Raw genomic sequence first — 22,067 nt, forward strand, 5'->3', positions numbered from 1 at the left:
GGATATCCTTTCAAATTCCAAGCATTTTCAGCGCCTGCGCGTAGCTTTCGGCAGGCCGGGTCACGTCGAAATGCACGTAGGGGAGGTTCACGGCGTGCGCACCCTCGATGTTTTTCTTCTGGTCGTCGACGAAGACGCAGTCGGCGCGGTCGATGCCGACCTCGGCGATCACCCGTTCATAGGCGCGCGGATCGGGCTTCAGGATCTTCGTATAGGTGGCATCGACGATGACGTCGAAAAGCTCGATCAGCGGAAAACGCTTGCGGAACTCGACGCCGTAGAAGAGGTCGAGTTCGTTGGAGAGGATGGCGAGCTTCAGTCCGGCCGCCTTGGCTTTTAGGATGGCATCGCGCGCTTCCGGGCGGAGCACCAGCTCGGCATCCGCCCCGCGTGCCCGCTGCACGAAGGTCTTCATGTCCGTCCACTCTTCGCCGAGCAGGCTGCCCACCTCACGGGTGCGGGTCATCCAGTAGTCGCGCTCGGTGATTTCCCGCGCCTGCATCGACACCCAGAGCGGGTCGGTCGCGGGATCGAAGGGGCCACGCCACGTCAGGGTGCCCGCCGGCAGGCCGAGCGCGCGTTCGGTGATGTCATGCGTCTCGAACAGCGTGCGGGTGACGACCCCGCCGAAATCGAGGATCAGTGCCTTGGTCATGCGATACGGCCTTTCTCGACGATGCCTTCGGCAACCCAGCGATCGAAGACTTCCAAAGCCTTGGCGGCGAAGGCCGGGGCGTTGATATGCGTATCGACCTCCTCGAAGGCGACGGCGGCGGTTACGACCTTGCGCATCTCGTCCAGGAAGGCAGCGAGGGCGGCGGGCTCGTGCAGCGGCTCGCCCTCCTGGTCCCATTCCTGAATGCCTTGCGACGGCAGGAGGAAGGCGACGGGAGCAGAGGCGCCGGCCATCTTGGCGGCGACGACGCGGGCGACCTCCCGGCGCTGCTCGGGCGAGACCGTCACGGAGGCGATCAGCCGGTTGTGAGCATGATAGGGCCGGCCGGCAAAGCGTGCAGGCGTATCCTGCCAGGCTGGCATGTCCACCATGTCGACGGCGCCGGGTGCGACGATCTGCGGAATGCCGGCGCGACCGGCATTTTCCAGACGATCCGGCCCCGAGGTGACAACAGAACCGTTTTCGGCATTGGTGACTTCCTGGATGCAAAAATCGAAGACGGCGGCAAAGCCTCTGTCTGCGGCCACGGCCTCATAGGCCCGGCCGCCCATGCCGGTGGCATGGAAGACGGCGACGTCATAGCCGCGTTTTTCCAGCTCCGGCTTCAGGTATTTCATATATTTGAGGCAGGAGGAGCCGAGCGATGTCATGCCGATCAAGGGCCGCACACGGTCCGGCCGTTCGGCAGCCTTCGCCGCGCCGACGACGGCGCCACAGGCCTGCGACAGCACCGCCCGGCAGATCGGGTTCAATCCATAGAGCCCGCCGGCCCATAGGATCATCATGAGGTCGGGCGCGATACGCTCCGGCGGCAGGAGATGGGAGTAGGCAATGGTGGAGACGATGAACTTCGGCACGCCGAGCGGCAGCACGGCGGCGACGTCGAGCGCCAGATCCGTGCCGAGCGAACCGCCGAGCGCGATCATGCCGTCCACCGCACCGGCATCCGAGAGCCCGCGCACCAGTTCGGCCGCCCCCTTGGCCATCAGCGCCATGGCGGTATTTTCGTCACCACTGTCGACGATGTTCTGAATGCTCGTACCAGCAGCCTTGGCGATGTCGTGCTTGGAGTGCTCAGGCGCATAGGGCGGCTCGCCGAGCACACTGACATCGACCATGACGGGAACGCCGCCGGCCTTGCCGATGACTTCGGCCATGAACAGCAGTTCTTCGCTCTTGGTGTCACCGGTGCCGATCACCAGAATCTTCGGCGGACGGGCGCTCAGGCTCATCAACCATTCCTCCTCGTTGGTATGGCGGGCTCTACCGGGACATCCATTCGGTTCTCCCGGCGTCAAGCCCGATCCGCACACCCTACCCCTCCGGCATGAGCAAGCGGATTACTTAACATGAGAATTAATCTGGCAAGAAACCAAACGCATTGCAAGTCTATATTTGAAGCGTTGGTTCAGATGTTGAACCATTGATGTCAGCCGGTTGATATTTAACATGTTTAGTATTTGATCTGGATCAACGTGCGCTCGTCCGCCCCGGTTATCCTTTTCCCACACGGCCAAAGGAGGAGAAAGCCATGGGAACCCTGTCGCTCGCTGCCAAGATCACGCATGTCCCATCCATGTTCATTTCCGAAATGCCCGGCCCGAACCACGGCTGCCGACAGGCCGCGATCGACGGATTGAAAGAGATCGGTCGGCGCTGCGATACGTTCGGCGTCGATACGATCGTCGTCTTCGACACGCACTGGCTGGTCAACACGGCCTATCACATCAATGCCCGCGAGCGGTACAAGGGCATCTATACGAGCAACGAATTCCCCCACTTCATCCAGAACCTCGACTACGACTATCGCGGCGCCCCTGAGCTCGGCGACAACATCGCCCGCCGCGTCTCGGCCGAAGGCATCCGCATGATGGCGCATCACGTCGATACGCTGGAACTGGAATATGGCACGCTCGTGCCGATGCGCTACATCAACGCCGACGCCCGCTTCCGGGTTCTGTCGATCTCGGCCTGGTGCCCCTGGCACGAGATGGAGGAAAGTTTCCGCATCGGCCGCGCGGTGCGCGAAGCGATTGAAGCGAGCGGCTGCAACGCCGCGATCCTCGCCAGCGGCTCGCTTTCGCACCGCATCCACGACAACAACGCCGCGCCCGCCGGCATCCACACCATCTCCGACGAGTTCTACAAGCAGGTGGATCTGCGCGTGCTCGACCTCTGGCGCGAAGGCCGCCACGACGAATTCGTGAAGATGCTGCCGCTCTATTCGAAGCTCTGCCACGGCGAAGGCTTCATGCATGACACCGCCATGCTTTTTGGCGCGCTCGGCGGTGAGCGTTATGGCGGCCAGGCCGAAATCCTGACAGAGTATTTTACCTCGTCCGGCACGGGGCAGGTCAACGCCGTTTTTCCACTCGCGGCCTGACCGGTTCAGGCCGCGTATGCGGCCATCCCTTGAGAGAACGCGCCAGCAAGCCGGCCACACACCTGTCTTCTCGCCCTTGACAGCCCTCCCATGTTTTTAACATGTTAATTAAAACACCCCTGAAGGAGCCCAGGGGCCATTGCAATTGCACATCCGAGCGCCGAAAAAGGCAACCGGACAGGGAGTGAGACATGGACAGCGAAGAATTCCGCCAGTGGTCGCGAACAGTGGCCGATTGGGGCGCCGACTACCGTGCCGGCCTGCGCGAGCGGCCAGTAAGGGCGCAGACGAAGCCGGGCGACATCATCAAACAGATCGCCGATGCGGCGCCGGAATCCGGCGAAGCGATGGACGCGATCTTCGCCGATTTCGAGCGTATCATTCCCGATGGCCTCACCCATTGGCAACATCCGCGCTTCTTCGCCTATTTCCCGGCCAATGCCGCGCCGGTATCGGTGATCGCGGATTACCTCATCACGTCGGTCGCCGCCCAGTGCATGCTCTGGCAGACCTCACCGGCCGCAACCGAGCTGGAAACCCGCGTCGTCGACTGGCTGCGCCAGGCCATGGGCCTGCCCGACGGCTTTGCCGGCGTCATCCAGGATTCCGCCTCCACCGCCACGCTCGCCGCCGTGCTCGTCATGCGCGAGAAGGCGCTGGCCTGGAAGGGCAACAGCGAGGGGCTGGCGGCGCACAAGGCCGTGCGCGTCTACGCCTCCAAACAGGTCCACACCTCCATCGACCGCGCGATCTGGATCGCCGGCATCGGCGAGGCGAACCTCGTGCGCATCCCGACCAAGGGGCCTCTCAACGGCATGGACCCGGAGGCGCTGGACGCCGCCATCAAGTCGGATCTGGCAGCCGGCCACATCCCCGCCGGCGTCATCGCCTGCACCGGCGGCACCTCGATCGGCGCCTGCGATCCGATCCGCGCCGTCGCTGCTGTCGTCAAGGCGCACGGGCTCTACCTGCATGTCGATGCCGCCTGGGCGGGATCGGCGATGATCTGCCCGGAATTCCGCACCTTGTGGGACGGCGTCGAGGAGGCGGATTCCATCGTTTTCAACCCGCACAAATGGCTCGGCGCGAATTTCGATTGCTCGGTGCAATTCATCCGCAGCCCGGAAGACCAGGTCCGCACGCTCGCCATCCAGCCGGAATATCTGAAGACCCACGGCCATGACGGCATCATCAACTATTCCGAATGGTCGGTGCCGCTCGGCCGCCGTTTCCGCGCGCTGAAACTATGGTTCCTCATGCGCTATCATGGGCTCGAGGGCCTGCGCGGCATGATCCGCAATCATGTGGCGTGGTCGGAGGAACTGGCGGAACGCCTTGCCAAGGAACCGGATTTCGAGATCGTCAGCACGCCGGTGCTATCGCTCTTCTCCTTCCGCCACACGGGTGGTGCAGACGCCGACCAGCACAATATCGCTCTCGTCAACGCCATCAACGACGATGGCCGCATCTACCTCACGCAGACGCGCGTGGAAGGCCGCATCGCCATCCGCTTCCAGGCCGGCCAGTTCGAAATGACACGTGACGATGCCGAGACCGCCTTTACGGTCATCACCGAGATCGCCCGCGGACGGATATAGAAAATCGCGGCGGCGGGACTATTCCTCGCCGCCCGCCTTGCCATCCAGCTTGAGGGCGGCAAGCTCCTCCAGCATGTCCAGCAGCTGCTCGACGCGCTCGGCGCCGAAGCGCGCATCGAGATCCGCATAGACGCGGCGCGAATCCGGCATGACCTCATCGATAATCGTCTGCCCCGCCGGCTCGAGCCGCAGCAGTACGCGGCGGCCGTCGGCCTTGTCCTTGTGGCGCGTGATGAAACCGCGCTCTTCAAGCGAACGCAGCATGCGCGTCAGGCTCGGCGCGAGAATGAAGGCTTTTTCCGCCACTTCGGTCGCATCGAGCAGGCCGGCTTCCGACAGCGTACGCAGCACGCGCCATTGCTGCTCGGTCACGTCGTGATCGGCGAGAATCGGGCGGAAATGGCTCATGACGGCTTCGCGCGCCTTGAGGAGGCCGATGGCAAGCGACCGCCGGCGCTCGCGCCGCGGCTTGTCTTTTGCCGCACCGGCGGGCGTCGTGTCGGGGGGCATCGTGTCCACAGAGGCATCCTTCGTCATCCTGCCTCTATCCGCGATTTTTGGAGTTCGCGCAATCATGAGGCCATACGGGCCAGGAAGAACGAATCGATTGCCGCCTCCCGCCATGCTAGCGTGCCACGCAAATCAGCCACTCGAAAGTGCCGTACGCCATGACATCGCAAGCTTACGTCTTCACTCCCGCCCCGGTTCCCGCGCTGCCGGTCGAAGGCCGTGCTGCGCTCTTTCCGGTGCACCGCGTCTATTGCGTCGGCCGGAACTTTGCCGACCACGCCATCGAGATGGGGCACGACCCGGACAAGGAACCGCCTTTCTTCTTTCAGAAGAACCCTGACGCACTGACGGCCCCGTCCGAAGGCTTTCCCTATCCGCCCGCAAGCAAGGACGTACATCACGAGGTCGAACTGGTCGTCGCCCTGAAAGACGGCGGCAGCGACATTCCGGTCGAACAGGCGCTCGACTGCGTCTTCGGCTATGCCATCGGCCTCGACATGACGCGCCGAGACCTGCAGGCGGAAGCGAAGAAACACGGGCGCCCCTGGGAAATCGCAAAAGCCTTCGAAAAGTCCGCGCCCTGCGGCCCGCTCCATGCCGCGAGCGATATCGGCCACCCTGCGGAGGGCGCTATCCGGCTTTCCGTCAATGATGCGTTGCGCCAAAACGGCAATCTCGACCAGATGATCTGGAAAATACCGGAAATGATCACCTATCTCTCCCGCTTCTTCACGCTGCAACCGGGCGACCTCATTTTCTCCGGCACGCCGGCCGGTGTGGGCGCCGTCGAAAAGGGCGATATCATGAAGGCAGAGATCGACGGCCTCGGCGCGATCACCGTCACGGTCCTCTGACGACAGGTGCCGTGGGGCCGTCCCGCTCTGCCGGCAGGCTGGCATACATGCCGGTCGTTCGGAACTCCGTGGGACTTGCGCCGAAATGCCGGCGAAAAACCTTTGCGAAGTAGTTGGCATTGTCGAAGCCACAGCGGGCGGAGACGTTCTTGACGGATACGGCCTGCGTCTCCGTCAAAAGCTTCGTTGCCCTGGCGAGCCGCCGGGCAAGCACGAATTCTGCCGGCGGCATGCCCTCTGCCCTCAGGAAGGCGCGGGAGAAATGCGCGCGGCTGAGACCCGACAGGCGTGCCAGCTCCTCGACCGGGAGCGGCTGGTCGAGGTTTCGTTCGATATGCTCGACGACATGCCGCATCGCGCCCTCCTCCCGACCATCCGGCGCATGCGCGCCAAAGACGTCGTCATAGAGCGCCATCGCCGCCTCATAGGCCGCGGCCGAAGCGCGGCCGGGGGTTTCGCCCTCGCCTTCGGCCAGGCGCAGACTGCATAAGGCGAACTGGTCGATCGTTGCGGGCTTCAGCCGCAGAACGGGACCGGCCGCGGCAAGGATAGCCCTGTGCAAACGCAGCGCCTCCTCCCCGTTCATCGACAGCCAGAAAAACGCCCAGCGCCCCCCCTCCTCCAGCCAGTAGCGATGATTGTGCGGCACGGTGAGCAACAGCGTTTCGCCGGGCCTGATGCGATAGGTGCGGCCCTCGTAGCAAAGGTTCCCAGCTCCCTCCAGCGTGTGCTGCAGCACCGTGAACGGCGTCTGGCCGCGCTTGCGGCCATCCCAGTCATAGCTCGGCTGCGTGCGGATCTCGTAACCCGTGCTGGTCGGCATGGTATGCAGGCGCTGGCGCCCGTGCGGCAGCGATATGGTCTTCATGAAAGATCCGGAAGCGACGAGCTTGTTCAGCACAGAATTACCCATGAAAGCACAATCCCTCCCTATACGCGCACATATAGCCAGAATAATTCTTGTTGTGACCAGTCGGCAAGCCGGTTGGTGGCGCGCGATTTTACCCCACCCCCTGCGAAGAGAACGAAGACGCCCATGCAGCACCCTAGGATCACCTTCATCGGCGCCGGTTCAACGGTCTTCATGAAGAACATCATCGGCGACGCCCTGCAGCGGCCGGCGCTGGCCAATGCGACGATCGCCCTGATGGACATCGACCGGGAGCGCCTCTCCGAAAGCGAGACCGTCGCGCGAAAACTCGCGGCGACCCTCGGCAGCAAGGCCGTGATCGAAACGCATACGGACCAACGCAAGGCGCTCGAAGGGGCCGACTTCGTCGTCGTGGCTTTCCAGATCGGCGGATACGAGCCCTGCACCGTCACCGATTTCGAGGTGCCGAAGAAATATGGCCTGCGCCAGACGATCGCGGACACACTCGGCGTCGGCGGCATCATGCGCGGCCTGCGCACCGTGCCGCATCTCTGGAAAATCTGCGAGGACATGCTCGAGGTCTGCCCGCGTGCGATCCTGCTGCAATATGTCAACCCGATGGCCATCAACACCTGGGCGATCGCCGAGAAATATCCTGATATCCGCCAGGTCGGCCTCTGCCATTCCGTGCAGGGCACGGCCTATGAGCTGGCGCGCGATCTCGATATCCCCGTCGGCGAAATCCGCTACCGCGCCGCCGGCATCAACCATATGGCGTTTTATCTCGCCTTCGAACACCGCCAGCCCGACGGCAGCTGTCGCGACCTTTATCCGGACCTTCTCGCCGGCTATCGCGAAGGCCGTTTCCCCAAGCCCAGCCACTGGAATCCGCGTTGCCCCAATAAGGTGCGCTACGAGATGCTGACGCGACTCGGCTATTTCGTCACCGAAAGTTCGGAGCATTTCGCCGAATACACACCCTATTTCATCAAGGAAGGCCGCGAGGACCTGATCGAGAAATTCGGCATCCCGCTCGATGAATATCCCAAGCGCTGCATTGAGCAGGTGGAGCGATGGAAGAGCGAGGCGGCGGCCTACAAGGCGGCCGAGACGATAGAGGTGAAGGCGAGCCACGAATACGCCTCCTCCATCATGAATTCGGTCTGGACCGGCGAACCTTCCGTCATCTACGGCAATGTGCGCAACAATGGCTGCATCCCATCGCTGCCGGAAAACTGCGCCGCGGAAGTGCCCTGCCTCGTCAACGCCTCCGGCATCCAGCCGACCCATATCGGCGCGCTGCCGCCACAGCTGACCGCACTGATGCGCACCAACATCAACGTGCAGGAACTCACCGTCGCGGCCTTGATGACGCAAAACCGCGAGCACCTCTACCACGCCGCCATGCTGGACCCGCACACCGCCGCCGAACTCGACCTCGACCAGATCTGGGCGCTGATGGACGATCTGCTGATTGCCCATCGCGACTGGATCCCCGAATGGGCGCGTGTCGGCTAGGACAGTTTTTACCGATCACCGTGCCTCAAACGACCGTTTGGCCATTCCTGCGTCGATCCGCAGACCCCGCTTGAGAAGATTTTACCGCTTGGCTATACCGGCAACCTGCGGCATTCACGCCGTTATCGCCGTCCGGGCGGGGTTTTCGCGCGTCACGCTGAAGTAAAAATTTACTGAAAGCGATTTCGATTTTCCCAAATCCGTGTCACATTGCGGCGAGCAAGGAATGTCGGAATGGTGACGATCAAGGAAATCGCCAAGGCCGTCGGGGTCTCCTCCGCGACGGTCTCGCGCGTTTTGAACTACGACCCGGCTTTGTCGATCTCGCCCGTCAAGCGGCAGGCGATCATCGAGACGGCGGAGGCGCTCAACTACGAGACGCCGCGCAACCGCAACAAGGCGAATGGCCCTGTCGCGCCGAGCTTGCTCACCAAGCTCGTCATCGTGCATTTCCTGGAGCCTTCGGACGAGATCGCCGACCCCTATTATGTCGGCGTGCGCCTCGGCATCGAAACGAGGTGCCGCGATCTCAAGACGGAGATCGTCAAGGTCTTTCATTCCGACGACCTGCCGGAGGCTTCGCTACTCGAAAGCGCCTCCGGGATCATCGTCATCGGCAAACATTCCGACAATGAAATTGCCTGGCTGAGACAGCATGCCCGCCACGTCGTCTTCGCCGATTTCGACCCCAAGAGCGACCACCTCGATAGCGTCTTCTCCGATGTCGGGCTTGCCACGCAAAAGATCCTCGATTCCTTGAAATCCAGCGGCTACAAGCGTGTCGGCTTCATCGGCAGCCACGAGAGCCTGAACGGCAGCGTCCAGCATTTCGCGGAAAAGCGTTGCGTCGCCTTCATCGACTGGCAGAAGAAAAACGGCACCTTCGATCCGGACCTTCTGGTGCTCGCCGACTGCTCCAACGGCCAAAGCCTCAGGCTCGACACCGGCTACCGCCTGGCACAGGATCTCCTTGCCCTGACGGAACGGCCTGACGTCATCGTCACCTCCAACGACAACATGGCGATCGGCGCCTATCGCGCGCTACAGGAAGCCGGTCTTTCGATCCCCAGGGATATTGCCGTCATCTCCTTCAACGACATCCCCGTCGCGCAATTCCTCACCCCGCCGCTCACCACCGTGCGCATTCACGGCGAGCATATCGGCGAGACGGCGGTCGATCTTCTGCTGGAGCGCCTTTCCGGGCGCAGCTACGGCAAGCAGGTGCGCATCGCGACCGAGTTGATCTGGCGCGACAGCTGCCGCAAGCCATTGGAATTATAATACTTTTCAAAAGCCTTCGCAGGCGCAATAAATATTTACTAAATTTTCCTTGCGCGTTTCCTGAAATTCGGTAAATCTTCCCTCCGACGGCGGGAGAGGAGATCCCTGCCGCATCAGGTTTCTTGGGAGGAAACGATGAACAAGATGATTCTGTCGCGCCTTGCTGCCGGCCTGTTTGCCGGTGCGAGCCTCTTGGCATCCACGGCCGCCTTTGCAGGCGAAGTCACCGTCTGGTGCTGGGACCCGAACTTCAACGTCGCCATCATGAAGGAAGCCGCCGCGCGCTATACCGCGAAGCATCCGGACACGACCTTCAACATCGTCGATTTCGCCAAGGCCGATGTCGAGCAGAAGCTCCAGACGGGCCTGTCCTCCGGCACCACGGACGCGCTGCCGGATATCGTGCTGATCGAGGACTACGGCGCGCAGAAGTACCTCCAGTCCTTCCCCGGCGCCTTCGCCGAACTGTCCAGCAAGATCGATTTCTCCGGCTTCGCACCCTACAAGGTCGAGCTGATGACGCTCGACGGCGCCGTCTACGGCATGCCCTTCGATTCCGGCGTCACCGGCCTCTACTACCGCAAGGATTATCTGGAACAGGCCGGCTTCAAGCCCGCGGACATGCAGGACCTGACCTGGGACCGCTTCATCGAGATCGGCAAGGATGTCGAAGCCAAGACTGGCAAGAAGATGCTCGGTCTCGATATCAACGACGCCGGCTTCATCCGCATCCTCATGCAGTCTGCCGGCGGCTGGTACTTCGACAAGGACGGCAATCTCTCGATCGCCGACAACCCCGCGCTGAAGGCCGCGCTCGAAACCACGCAGAAGATCCTCCAGGCCAACATCTACAAGCCGTCCGCCGGCTGGACGGAATGGGTCAACGCCTTCACGTCGGGCGATGTCGCCACGGTCACGACGGGTGTGTGGATCACCGGTACGGTCAAGGCGCAGGCCGACCAGAGCGGCAAGTGGGGCATCGCCCCCATTCCGAAGCTCAATGTCGAGGGTGCGGGACATGCATCCAACCTCGGCGGTTCCAGCTGGTACGTCACGGCGGGCTCGGCGGAGAAGGACGAGGCGATCGACTTCCTCAACGAGGTCTATGCCAAGGATGTCGATTTCTACCAGAAGATCCTGGCGGACCGCGGTGCCGTCGGCTCGCTGCTCGCCGCCCGCACGGGTGCGGCCTATTCCGAGGCCGACGCCTTCTTCGGCGGCGAAAAGGTCTGGCAGAGTTTCTCGGACTGGCTCGCCAAGGTTCCCGCCGTCAACTACGGCGTCTTCACCAACGAGGTGGACACCGCCGTCACGGCACACCTGCCGTCGCTCGGCCAGGGCGCCAATATCGATGAGGTGCTCAAAGCCATCGACAGCCAGGCACAGGGCCAGATCCAGTAGTATCCTCCCGGCGGGCGCCTGGCGCCCGCCCCACTCCCGGACCCTTCCTGCCTTCGGGCGGGAGGTCCGGTCCTTGTTCCCTGCACTGAAGGTCGTTCCATGGCTGCCGGCAAAACAGGCGGATTGAAGCGCTATCATGATCTGAACGGCTGGCTGTTCATCGCCCCGTCCGTCCTCTTGATTGCGATCTTCCTCGTCTATCCGATCTTCCGCTCGCTCTATCTGTCCTTCTTCTCCGGCAAGGGCATGATGATGAAGTTCGCGGGCTTCGGAAACGTCGTGCGCCTGTGGAACGACCCGGTCTTCATCCAGGCGCTCATCAACACCGTCACCTTCTTCGTGGTGCAGGTGCCGATCATGATCCTGCTCGCCCTGATGCTGGCGTCGGTTCTCAACAATGAAAAACTGAAGTTCATCGGCTTCTTCCGCACGGCGATCTTCCTGCCCTGCGTCGCCTCGCTGGTGGCCTATTCCGTGCTGTTCAAGAGCATGTTCTCGGTCGATGGCGTCGTGAACCAGGCGCTCATGACGATCGGCCTCATCGGCTCGCCGATCGGCTGGCTGACCGAGCCTTTCTGGGCCAAGGTGCTCGTCATCCTCGCCATCACCTGGCGCTGGACCGGCTACAACATGATCTTCTACCTCGCCGCTCTCCAGAACATCGACAAGTCGATCTATGAGGCGGCGAAGATCGACGGCGTGCCGGCCTGGGCGCGGTTCGTCTATATCACCATCCCCATGCTCAAGCCCGTGATCCTCTTCACGACGATCATCTCGACCATCGGCACGATCCAGCTATTCGACGAGGTCTACAACCTCACCGAGGGCAAGGGTGGCCCGGCCAATTCGACCATCACGCTCTCGCTCTACATCTACAACCTCACCTTCCGCTTCATGCCGAGCTTCGGCTACGCGGCGACGATCTCCTACGTCATCGTCATCATGGTGGCGCTGCTCTCGTTCCTCCAATTCTATGCCGCGAGGGACCGGTCATGAACACCTCGCGTCACTTCGGCACGGCGCTGCAATATGCCTTTCTCGGCCTTGCCGCCTTCCTGTCGATCTTCCCGTTCTTCTGGATGCTGGTCAGCGCGTCGAACACCTCGATCGACATCATCGGCGGCAAGACGAGTTTCGGCGCGGCGTTCCGCACCAACGTCGTGAACTTCTTCACGCAGGTCGATGTGCCCTTGGTCTTCTGGAACTCGACCAAGGTCGCGGTGCTGGCGACGGTGCTCACCATCGTCGTCTCGTCGCTCGCCGGCTACGGCTTCGAGATGTTCAAGTCGAAGGCGCGCGAGCGCGTCTATTCACTGGTGCTCTTGACGCTGATGATCCCCTTCGGCGCGCTGATGATCCCGCTGTTCCTGATGATGGCGAAGACCGGGCTCATCAACACGCATATCGCGATCATGCTGCCCACCATCGCATCGGCCTTCATCATCTTCTACTTCCGTCAGTCGACGAAAGCGTTCCCGACGGAACTGCGCGACGCCGCCAAGGTGGATGGGCTGAAGGAGTGGCAGATCTTCTTCTACATCTACATGCCGGTGATGCGTTCCACCTATGCGGCCGCCTTCGTCATCGTCTTCATGACGAACTGGAACAACTATCTCTGGCCGCTCATCGTTCTCCAGTCGAACGAGACCAAGACGATCACCCTCGTCGTCTCCTCGCTCGCCTCCGCCTACTACCCCGATTACGGCGTGGTCATGATCGGCACGATCCTCGCCACGCTCCCCACCCTCTTCGTCTTCTTCGTCATGCAGCGCCAGTTCGTGCAGGGCATGCTCGGCTCGGTCAAATAGGAATACCTCCATGCGCATTACCGAAAACTTCAACGGCAACTGGCTCTTCCGTCATGGTTTCGACGCCGCCCGTGCAGGCGTGGTGCAGGAGGGCGAGACCGTGCGCCTGCCGCACAGCGCCGTCGAGCTGCCCTACAATTATTTCGACGAGACGGAGTACCAGAAGCCCTTCACCTACCAGAAGGTGCTCGATTGGCGGCCAGATTTCGAAGGCCGGGAAGTCTCACTCGTCTTCGACGCCGCCATGGCCGACAGCGTGGTCTATCTGAACGGCAAGGAAATCATCGCCCACAAGGATGGCTACACGCCCTTCACGGCGCGGCTGACGCCGCATCTGAAGCAGGGCGAAAACCTGATCACCGTGAAGATCGACGGTTCGGAAAACCCGGAGATCCCGCCCTTCGGTGGCCAGATCGACTATCTCTGCTATGCCGGTCTCTATCGCGACGTCTGGCTCAAGGTGGCAAGCCCCGTCTCCATCGCCAATGTGAAGATCGAGACGCCGGATGCGCTGGCCGAGGAAAAGACCGTCACCGCCCGCGTCTTCCTCGCCAATCCGCAGGGCCTTGCGATCTCCGGCACGCTCGACGCGAAAATTCGGCGCAAGGGCGGCGGGGATGTCGCGGCGACCTCGGCTGCCATCGACGGCAACGAAGCGACGCTCACCTTCACCGGCCTCACCGGCATCGAACTCTGGGACATCGACAACCCGAGCCTCTATGCCCTCTCGCTGAAACTTTCGACCGGTCACGGCGAGGACGTGCTGACGCAGCGCTTTGGCTTCCGCACGGCACTCTTCACGCCGGACGGGTTCCTGCTCAACGGCCGGCCGCTGAAGCTGCGTGGCCTCAACCGCCACCAGGCCTGGCCGCATACCGGCTATGCCATGGGCCGGCGCGCGCAGGAGAAGGATGCCGACATCCTGAAATACGAGCTTGCCTGCAATATCGTACGCACCTCGCACTATCCGCAGTCGAAATGGTTCATCGAGCGCTGCGACGAGATCGGCCTGCTCTGCTTCGAGGAAATCCCCGGCTGGCAGCATATCGGTGGCGCGGCCTGGCAGCAGGAATCCATCGAGAACGTCCGCCGCATGATCGAGCGTGACTGGAACCACCCCTCGATCATCATCTGGGGTGTGCGCATCAACGAGAGCCAGGATAACCACGCCTTCTATGCCGAGACGAACCGCCTCGCCCGCGAACTCGACCCGACGCGCCAGACCGGCGGCGTGCGCTTCATCACCAACTCCGAGATGCTCGAAGACGTCTACACGATGAACGATTTCATCCTGGGCCAGGAGGAAATGCCCGGCAACAACCGCGGCCGCGTCGTGCTGCGCGACCGGGTGGAGACGACGGGCATCACCAAGCCGATCCCCTATATGATCACCGAATATAACGGCCACATGTACCCGACCAAGCGCTTCGACCAGGAGCAGCGACAGGCCGAACACGTCACCCGCCACCTGCTGATCCTAAATGCGGTGGCCGGCGACAGCGACATTTCGGGTTCCACCGGCTGGTGCATGTTCGACTACAACACGCACAAGGATTTCGGCTCCGGCGACCGCGTCTGCTATCACGGCGTGCTCGACATGTACCGCATCCCGAAGCTCGCGGCCTACGCCTATGCATCGCAGGGCGATCCGAAGGACAATGTCGTGATGCAGCCCGTGACCTTCTGGGCGCGCGGCGAGCGCAACATCGGCGGCGTGCTGCCGCTGATCGTTCTCACCAACTGCGACTATGTCGAGGTGAAGTTCGGCGAATGGCCGGCCAAGCGCGTCTATCCGGACAAGGAAAACTATCCGCATCTGGCGCATCCGCCCGTCGTGCTCGACCTGCGCTCGGTCACGCCGGAGGAGTTCGGCACCTGGGGCCGCGTCTGGCGTGAAGGCACCTTCACCGGCTATGTCGACGGTAAGGCCGTGAAGACCCTGACGCTGCCGGCCGATCCGGTGCCGACGACGCTGGAAGTCGTGGCCGACGACACGGCGCTCCGCGCCGGCGAGAAGGATGCCGTGCGCGTCGTCGTGCGCGTGCTCGACCAGTGCGGCAACCTCTTGCCGTATTTTGAGGAACCGGTGTCGCTTGTGCTCTCCGGCCCCGGCCGTATCATCGGCCCGAGTGAGCACACGCTGAAGGGCGGCGCGACCGGCTTCTGGGTGGAGGCCGGCGACGAGAAGGGCAAGCTCTACCTGACCGCCTCGACACGCCGCCTGCTGCCGCAGTCCATCACCTTCACCGTCAGCTGAGATTGAGCCCATGGCCGATGTGCGCCTTACCGACATTCGCAAGCGTTTCGGCTCCCTTGAGATCATCAAGGGTGTCGACCTCTCGATCAAGACAGGCGAGTTCGTCGTCTTCGTCGGCCCCTCGGGCTGCGGAAAATCGACGCTGCTGCGCATGATCGCCGGCCTGGAGGATATTTCCTCCGGAGAACTGACGATCGGTGGCACGGTCATGAACGATGTCGATCCGTCGAAGCGCGGCATCGCCATGGTCTTCCAGTCCTACGCGCTCTATCCGCACATGACGGTGCGCGAGAACATGGGCTTCGCGCTGAAATTCGCCGGCATGGCCAAGGACGAGATCGAGCGGCGCGTCAACGACGCCGCCCGCATCCTCGAACTCGGCCCCCTGATGGAGCGCAAGCCCAAGGCGCTCTCCGGCGGTCAGCGCCAGCGCGTCGCCATCGGCCGCGCCATCGTGCGCAATCCCGATGTCTTCCTGTTCGACGAACCGCTATCCAACCTCGACGCGGAACTGCGCGTGCATATGCGCGTCGAGATCGCCAAGCTGCACAAGGCGTTGAAATCGACCATCATCTACGTCACGCACGATCAGGTGGAGGCGATGACGCTGGCCGACAAGATCGTCGTGCTGCGCGCCGGCATCGTCGAGCAGGTCGGCGCGCCGCTCGATCTCTATGACGACCCCAACAACACCTTCGTCGCCGGCTTCATCGGCTCGCCGCGCATGAATTTCCTGAAGGCCCGCGTGGTCACCGGCGAGCCGGGCTATGTCACCGTGGCGCTGGCGAGCCAGCCCGAGGGCAAGCTTCGCCTTCCCCTTGCCTCGACGACGGCGAAGCCCGGTGACGAGGTGAGCCTCGGCGTGCGCCCTGAGCACTTTCTCCCGGCCGGCAGCGGCGATGCGGACCTGGCACTCGACGTCGATGTGGCGGAACATCTCGGCAATACGAGCTATGTTTACGCGAATGCCTCGCCGGAAGAGCGTATCATCGTCGAACATCAGGGCTTTCGCGGAACCGGCAACCGCGACCGGCTGACCGTCGGCCTCTCCGCCGCAAAATCCTTCCTCTTCGACGCCGCAGGTGCCCGCATCCGCTGATGCGGATATCCGTCTTCCCGGCAGGCACCTATCCCTTTGGTGTATTCCTTCGTCTTGTCGCCTGCGCCAAAGGACAGACACGGTCGCTCGATGATCGCGTCCGGGGTAGCAAGAGGAGGAACCTGCATGCCCGTAACCGCCGATCTGATTGTCACAAATGCGCACATCCTGACGATGGATGACGCCAATCCGCGCGCGGAAGCCATCGCGCTCGCTGGCGGGCGGATCCTCGCCGTCGGCAGCACCGGCGATGTTCTCGCGCTGAAGGGCGAGGAGACGCAGATTATCGATGCGGGCGGCACGTCCGTACTGCCGGGCTTCATCGAAAGCCATATCCACATGTTCGGCGGCGCCGAGGAGCTGCCGCATTTGCAGGTCGCGGAGATCGAGGGCTTCGAGGCGCTGAAGGCGAGCCTTTCGGCCCACGCCGCAGCCCACCCGGACGATGCCCTGCTGAAGGCGCATGGTGCCGGCTACACGATCATCTCCGAAACCGAGACGCTGACACGCCATCATATCGACCGCATCGTCGCCGACCGTCCCGTGGTCATCGTCGCCGCCGACCACCACACCTGCTGGGCCAATACCAGGGCGCTGGAACTGGCCGGCATCCTGCATGGCAAGGTGGTCAATCCCGGCAACGAGGTGGTCATGGGGCCGGATGGCCTTGCGACGGGCGAATTGCGCGAGGGCGAGGCCATGTCGCCCGTCCTGCACCTTGCCGGCCCGAACCGCACGCATCTCGGCATCGAGACCGGCGGCGAGCCCGATCCGGCACCGACGGCGGCGGAATGGGAGGCCGACAAGGCGATCATGCGCGCCGGCCTTGCGCACGCCGCCAGACACGGCATCACCTCGTTCCATAATATGGATGGCAATCTCTACCAACTCCAGCTCCTGTCGGCGCTGGAGGAGGACGGCACCATCACCGTGCGCGGCCAGGTCCCCTTCCACTTCAAGAAGCCGATGACGTTCGCCGACCTCGAAAAGGCAAGCGAGATGGACAGGCGTTACCGCGGAGAATGGATCTCCTCGGGCATGGTCAAGGTCTTCATGGACGGCGTGATGGAATCCGGCACCGCCTTCCTCGTGGAACCCTATGCCGACCGGCCCGACTGGCACGGCGAGCCCTATTTCAGCAATGAGGAATTTGCCGAACTCGCCACCGAGATCGACCGGCGCGGCCTGCAGATCGCCGTGCACGCCATCGGCGACGGCGCCGTGCGCCGCGTGCTGAACGGTTACGAGGCGGCGCAGAAGGCCAATGGCGTGCGCGACAGCCGCCACCGCGTCGAGCATGTCGAACTGATCACCGAAGAGGACATGCCGCGTTTCGCCGAACTCGGCGTCGTCGCCTCCATGCAGCCGCCCCATCCGCCGGGCGGCATGTGCTTTCCGCTCGAGCCGACCCTCTCGCGCATCGGTGAAAAGCGCCGCTACCTCGCCTATGCCTGGCGGCGCATCAAGGAGACGGGCGCCGCACTCGCTTTCTCTTCCGACTGGCCGGTCTCGCCGATCGATCCCATCGCCGGCATCCACGCCGCGGTGACGCGGAAGCTCTGGCAGGAGGGCGATCCCGACCATTCCGTCAGCCTGCACGACGCCATCGCCGCCTATACGATCGGCAGCGCCTATGCCGGATTTGCCGAAGACCGCAAGGGCATGCTCAAACCGGGCTACTTCGCCGACCTCGTCATCCTCGACAACGACATCGAGGCCATCGATCCGGAACGCATCCACGAGATCCGTCCGAAGACGACGATCTGCGGCGGCCGGGTCACCTACGAGGCCTGAGGTCTCATTCTTTCAACGGGAAGACATATCGGCACGCAGCGCACGCTGCGGGCACGATGCGCTGCACCCATTCGACAATCATCGCCACCGCAAGGGGCAAAACGGGAGGACGATCGATAGTGACGGATCGAATCCACAAAAGTGCCATTGAAGTCCGTGACGTCAGCAAGGTCTTCGGCGCGGGCGACAGCGCGTTCAAGGCCCTGGACCATGTAAGCGTCGATATCAGGGAAAACGAGTTCTTCACCCTGCTCGGCCCCTCCGGATGCGGCAAGACCACGCTCCTGCGCATGATCGCCGGCTTCACCTATCCGACGGACGGCGAGATCAGGCTCTACGGCCAAAACATTGCGGCGCTGCCGCCGTTCAAGCGACCGGTCAACACGGTGTTCCAGAACTACGCGCTCTTCCCGCATATGACGGTGGGCGAAAACATCGCTTTCGGCCTTGAAATGCTCGACCGCCCCAAGGCCGAGATTTCCGCCCGCGTCGAGGAGATGCTGGCGCTCGTCAAGATGGGACACCTGAAGGACCGCAAGACGGCGCAGATTTCCGGCGGCCAGCAGCAGCGCGTGGCGCTTGCCCGTGCGCTTGCCCCGCAGCCGAAGGTGCTGCTGCTCGACGAGCCGTTGTCGGCGCTGGATTACAAGCTGCGCAAGGACATGCAGATCGAGCTGAAGCGGCTGCAGACGGAGACCGGCATCACCTTCATCTTCGTCACGCATGACCAGGAGGAGGCGCTGACCATGTCGGACCGCATCGCGGTCATGTCGGCAGGCAAGATCCTCCAGATCGGCGGCCCGCGCGATATCTACGACCGACCCGCCGAGCGCTTCGTCGCCGAATTCATCGGCGAGACGAACTTCCTGAAGGCCGATGTCGCCACGGTCGCAGACGGTAAGGCGGATGTCGTGCTGCCCGGCGGCACGCGTGTTTGCGCCCGTCTGGCCGAAGGTTTTGTCCCCCATGGCAAGGTCACGGTCGTCACGCGGCCGGAACATGCCGCCATCGTCGCCAACCCGGACGGCGCCCATCTGCGCGGCAAGCTGTCGAGCGTCGTCTATGTGGGCACGGACACGCATTTCCGCGTCGCGCTGGAAAGCGGCGAGAGTTTCTGCGTGCGCCGCCAGAACAGTCTCGAACAGGGCGCGGCCTTCGCAGAAGGCGATATGGTCGGCGTCGTGCTGGAGACGGGCGCGGCCCAGGTGCTGAAGGATTGACACCTATGAGCACCCTCACCAGCACCGCAAACGAAGCCGCGCGCCGCGTCGAGGCGCAGGATATCCGCAACCGCTGGCTCCTCTCCGCGCCGGCGCTCCTCATCATCGCACTTGCGGCCATCGGGCCACTCGCCATCGTCTTCGTCTATTCCTTCCTGATGCCCGGCAGCTACGGCGACGTCGTCTGGACGTTTTCGCCGGACGCATGGATCGCCGTACTCCTCGAAAAGGATATCTTCGACGGCACCTGGTCGATCGCCGATGCGCATCTGTCGATCTTCTGGCGCTCCGTCTGGCTGTCGCTGCTGACCACCGTCACGACGCTCCTGCTCGGCTTCCCGACCGCCTATTTCATCGCGACACGGCCCGAGCGCACACGCGAGATCTGGCTGTTCCTCATCACCATCCCCTTCTGGACGAACCTGCTCATCCGCACCTTCGCGATCCAGGAACTCATCCGCAACGAGGGCATGATCAACACGCTGCTCATGAAGGCCGGCCTGATCTCGGCGCCGATCCAGATGATGTACACCGACTTCGCCATCCTCACCGGCATGACCTATGTCTTCTTCCCGTTGATGGTGCTGCCGCTCTATGCGAGCCTGGAAAAGGTCGATTTCCGCCTCGTCGAGGCCGGCTATGACCTCTATGCCAGCCGCTGGCGCGTGCTGAAGCGCATCATCCTGCCGCTGGTCAAGCCCGGCGTCATCGCCGGTTCCATCCTCGTCTTCATCCCCTCACTCGGCTCCTACGTGACGCCACGCATGCTGGGCGGCGGCAGCAAGATGATGCTCGGCAACCTCATCGAACTGCAGTTCGGCCAGGGCCGCAACTGGCCGCTCGGCGCCTCGCTCTCCATGGCGCTGCTCGCCATCGTCATGGTGGCGCTCATGCTTCAGGTCCGCTTCGCCGGACGTCAGGGAGGCAATGCTCATGGCTGATCCGACTGAAACCTTCGACGTCCGCCGACAGGCGGGCTTTCCCACCGTCGCGGTGGTCTGCTTCTTCCTGCTCTACCTGCCGATTGCAGCCCTCGTCGTCTTCTCGTTCAACGACGGCACCTCGATCGCCACCTGGGAAGGCCTGTCGCTGCGCTGGTTTGCCGAGGCGTGGAACAATGACAAGGTGGTGGAAGCCTCGATCCGCTCGGTGCAGATCGCAGCCTGCGCCGCCCTCATCGCGACCGTGGTCGCCACCATGGCGGCGCTTGCCACCACGCGCACACGGAACTATCGCGGCCTCGACGCGAAATACGCCTTCATCAACATGCCGTTGATGGTGCCGGAAATCGTCGTCGCCGTGGCGCTCCTGATCTTCTTCTCGCGCATCAAGATGGCGACCGGCTATTCCGGCCTCGGCTATCTCGTCGCCGCCCACACGGCCTTCTGCATCCCCTTCGCCTACCTGCCGATCCGGGCACGGCTGGAGAGCATGGACCTCTCGCTGGAAACCGCCGCCGCCGATCTTTACGCGACGCCCCTTAGGGCCTTCCGCAGGGTGACGCTGCCGTTGCTGTGGCCCGGCATTCTCGCCGGCCTGATGCTCGCCTTCGTCATTTCGCTCGACGACGTCGTCATCACCGAGTTCGTCAAATCGGGCGGGCAGGACACACTGCCGACCTACATGCTCGGCCAGTTGCGCCGCGTCGTCACGCCCGAAATGAACGCGATCTCGACGGTGTTCCTGCTCCTGTCCATCGCCATCGTCACCGCCTTCTTCTTCATCAGCCGCAAAAAGGATTGATCCATGACACGAACCTCAAGGCTCGCCGCACTCGGCCTCATGCTTCTCTGCTCCACGACCGCCCATGCGGCCGGCGAGCTCAACATCTTCAACTGGGGCAACTACACAAATCCCGACCTCATCAAGAAGTTCGAGAAGGAATTCGACGTCAAAGTCACCGTGACGGACTACGATTCGAACGACACGGCGCTGGCGAAGATCCGCCAGGGCGGCCACGGCTTCGACATGGTGGTGCCTTCCGCCAACGTGCTGAAGGTCTGGATCGACGAAGGCCTGCTGCTCGAGGCGCGGCCCGACCAGATGGCGAATTTCAAGAATGTCGACGAGCGTTGGTTGAATGTCGACTTCGATCCGGGCCGCCACTACACCGTTCCGTGGCAATGGGGCACGACGGGCGTTGCCGTCAACAAGACCGTCTACAAGGGCGACCCGAACACGTCGGCCCTCTTCCTCGATCCGCCGCCGGAACTGGAAGGCAAGATCAATGTCGTGCCTGAAATGTCCGACATCATGTTCCTCGCCATCCGCTATGTCGGCGGCGAGCCCTGCACGAACGACCTTGCGGTGCTGAAGAAAGCGCGTGAAGTGCTGCTTGCCGCCAAGCCGAAGTGGCTTTCGCTCGACTACGGCACGATCGACTCGCTTACAAAGGGCGATTTTGCCCTCGGCGTCGAGTGGAACGGTGCCGCCTTCCGCACCCGCCTGCAAAACCCCGACATCGTCTACGGCTATCCGAAGGAAGGGTATCCGATCTGGATGGACAATCTCGGCATTATCAAGGACGCCAGGAATGTCGAGAACGCAAAGCTCTTCATGAACTTCGTCATGGACCCGGAAAACGCCGCCCTGATCTCCGCCTTCGCCCGCTACGGCAACGGCATCAAGGGTTCTGAACAGTTCATGCCCGAGGACATGAAGACCGCACCGGAGGTCAACATCCCGGCGGAGTTCCAGGCAGCCGGGTCCTTCAACCTCGCCTGCTCGCCCGACGTCCAGCAGATCTATACGAAGATCTGGACCGACCTGATGAAGTAAGCGCCTGCGACAGGACGCC

The 22,067-nt window shown here is 62.8% G+C and carries 19 protein-coding genes; 15 read left to right on the top strand and 4 right to left on the bottom strand.

The features are described 5' to 3' along the window. Positions 1-10: 10 nt before the first annotated feature. Entirely contained in the window at positions 11-655 is a 645-nt protein-coding gene (locus MUO32_RS01425; protein ID WP_257946449.1) for an HAD family hydrolase, read from the bottom strand. Next, positions 652-1,908 (bottom strand): Tm-1-like ATP-binding domain-containing protein, encoded by a 1,257-nt coding sequence (locus MUO32_RS01430; protein WP_257946450.1) that lies wholly within the window; start codon positions 1,906-1,908, stop codon positions 652-654. Before MUO32_RS01430 ends, MUO32_RS01425 begins: the two co-directional genes overlap by 4 nt. 299 nt (positions 1,909-2,207) lie before the next feature. On the opposite strand from MUO32_RS01430, the gene hpaD reads away from it, so the two are divergent. Further along, the gene (gene hpaD / locus MUO32_RS01435; RefSeq protein WP_257946451.1) at positions 2,208-3,059 is read left to right on the top strand and encodes a 3,4-dihydroxyphenylacetate 2,3-dioxygenase; all 852 of its coding nucleotides are present in this window, start codon (positions 2,208-2,210) and stop codon (positions 3,057-3,059) included. Positions 3,060-3,250: 191 nt separating this feature from the next. Beyond that, complete coding sequence (locus MUO32_RS01440) at positions 3,251-4,657, top strand: pyridoxal-dependent decarboxylase (protein ID WP_257946452.1); 1,407 nt, start codon at positions 3,251-3,253, stop codon at positions 4,655-4,657. Positions 4,658-4,675: 18 nt separating this feature from the next. On the opposite strand, the gene hpaR is transcribed toward MUO32_RS01440, so the two are convergent. Then, positions 4,676-5,167: a homoprotocatechuate degradation operon regulator HpaR gene (gene hpaR / locus MUO32_RS01445; protein ID WP_257947144.1), complete on the bottom strand. Its 492-nt coding sequence runs from the start codon at positions 5,165-5,167 to the stop codon at positions 4,676-4,678. 158 nt (positions 5,168-5,325) lie between these two features. Here hpaR and MUO32_RS01450 point away from each other — a divergent pair, with 158 nt between their 5' ends. Beyond that, complete coding sequence (locus tag MUO32_RS01450; protein WP_257946453.1) at positions 5,326-6,021, top strand: fumarylacetoacetate hydrolase family protein; 696 nt, start codon at positions 5,326-5,328, stop codon at positions 6,019-6,021. Here the strand turns inward: MUO32_RS01450 and MUO32_RS01455 are convergent. After that, positions 6,008-6,934 (bottom strand): AraC family transcriptional regulator, encoded by a 927-nt coding sequence (locus MUO32_RS01455; protein ID WP_257946454.1) that lies wholly within the window; start codon positions 6,932-6,934, stop codon positions 6,008-6,010. The genes MUO32_RS01450 and MUO32_RS01455 overlap by 14 nt on opposite strands. A gap of 123 nt (positions 6,935-7,057) precedes the next feature. On the opposite strand from MUO32_RS01455, the gene MUO32_RS01460 reads away from it, so the two are divergent. From MUO32_RS01460 to MUO32_RS01515, 12 genes are all read left to right on the top strand, one after another. Continuing rightward, positions 7,058-8,410 carry an alpha-glucosidase/alpha-galactosidase gene (locus tag MUO32_RS01460; RefSeq protein ID WP_257946455.1) on the top strand — a complete coding sequence of 451 codons (1,353 nt, stop codon included), beginning with the start codon at positions 7,058-7,060 and terminating at the stop codon, positions 8,408-8,410. Positions 8,411-8,644: 234 nt separating this feature from the next. Beyond that, positions 8,645-9,691: a LacI family DNA-binding transcriptional regulator gene (locus MUO32_RS01465; protein ID WP_257946456.1), complete on the top strand. Its 1,047-nt coding sequence runs from the start codon at positions 8,645-8,647 to the stop codon at positions 9,689-9,691. A 135-nt stretch (positions 9,692-9,826) separates the two neighbouring features. Then, on the top strand, positions 9,827-11,092 hold the full coding sequence (locus MUO32_RS01470; RefSeq protein WP_257946457.1) for an ABC transporter substrate-binding protein: 1,266 nt from the start codon (positions 9,827-9,829) through the stop codon (positions 11,090-11,092). 99 nt (positions 11,093-11,191) lie between these two features. Continuing rightward, a complete protein-coding gene (locus MUO32_RS01475) occupies positions 11,192-12,088 on the top strand; it encodes a carbohydrate ABC transporter permease (RefSeq protein WP_257946458.1) in 897 nt (298 codons plus the stop codon). Then, entirely contained in the window at positions 12,085-12,900 is an 816-nt protein-coding gene (locus MUO32_RS01480) for a carbohydrate ABC transporter permease (RefSeq protein WP_257946459.1), read from the top strand. Before MUO32_RS01475 ends, MUO32_RS01480 begins: the two co-directional genes overlap by 4 nt. A 10-nt stretch (positions 12,901-12,910) precedes the next feature. Then, positions 12,911-15,157, top strand: coding sequence for a glycoside hydrolase family 2 protein (locus MUO32_RS01485; protein WP_257946460.1), 2,247 nt, complete (start codon positions 12,911-12,913; stop codon positions 15,155-15,157). A 10-nt stretch (positions 15,158-15,167) separates the two neighbouring features. Then, on the top strand, positions 15,168-16,256 hold the full coding sequence (locus MUO32_RS01490) for an ABC transporter ATP-binding protein (protein WP_257946461.1): 1,089 nt from the start codon (positions 15,168-15,170) through the stop codon (positions 16,254-16,256). A 126-nt stretch (positions 16,257-16,382) separates the two neighbouring features. Next, positions 16,383-18,050: an amidohydrolase gene (locus MUO32_RS01495; protein ID WP_257946462.1), complete on the top strand. Its 1,668-nt coding sequence runs from the start codon at positions 16,383-16,385 to the stop codon at positions 18,048-18,050. A 119-nt stretch (positions 18,051-18,169) separates the two neighbouring features. Continuing rightward, entirely contained in the window at positions 18,170-19,270 is a 1,101-nt protein-coding gene (locus MUO32_RS01500; RefSeq protein ID WP_308311239.1) for an ABC transporter ATP-binding protein, read from the top strand. A 5-nt stretch (positions 19,271-19,275) separates the two neighbouring features. Next, complete coding sequence (locus tag MUO32_RS01505; RefSeq protein WP_257946463.1) at positions 19,276-20,211, top strand: ABC transporter permease; 936 nt, start codon at positions 19,276-19,278, stop codon at positions 20,209-20,211. Next, on the top strand, positions 20,204-21,013 hold the full coding sequence (locus MUO32_RS01510) for an ABC transporter permease (protein WP_257946464.1): 810 nt from the start codon (positions 20,204-20,206) through the stop codon (positions 21,011-21,013). Before MUO32_RS01505 ends, MUO32_RS01510 begins: the two co-directional genes overlap by 8 nt. Before the next feature lie 3 nt (positions 21,014-21,016). Continuing rightward, on the top strand, positions 21,017-22,048 hold the full coding sequence (locus tag MUO32_RS01515) for an extracellular solute-binding protein (RefSeq protein ID WP_257946465.1): 1,032 nt from the start codon (positions 21,017-21,019) through the stop codon (positions 22,046-22,048). The last annotated feature ends 19 nt before the right edge of the window (positions 22,049-22,067 follow it).

This window comes from Shinella sp. CPCC 101442 (assembly GCF_024704725.1).
Lineage (GTDB): Bacteria > Pseudomonadota > Alphaproteobacteria > Rhizobiales > Rhizobiaceae > Shinella.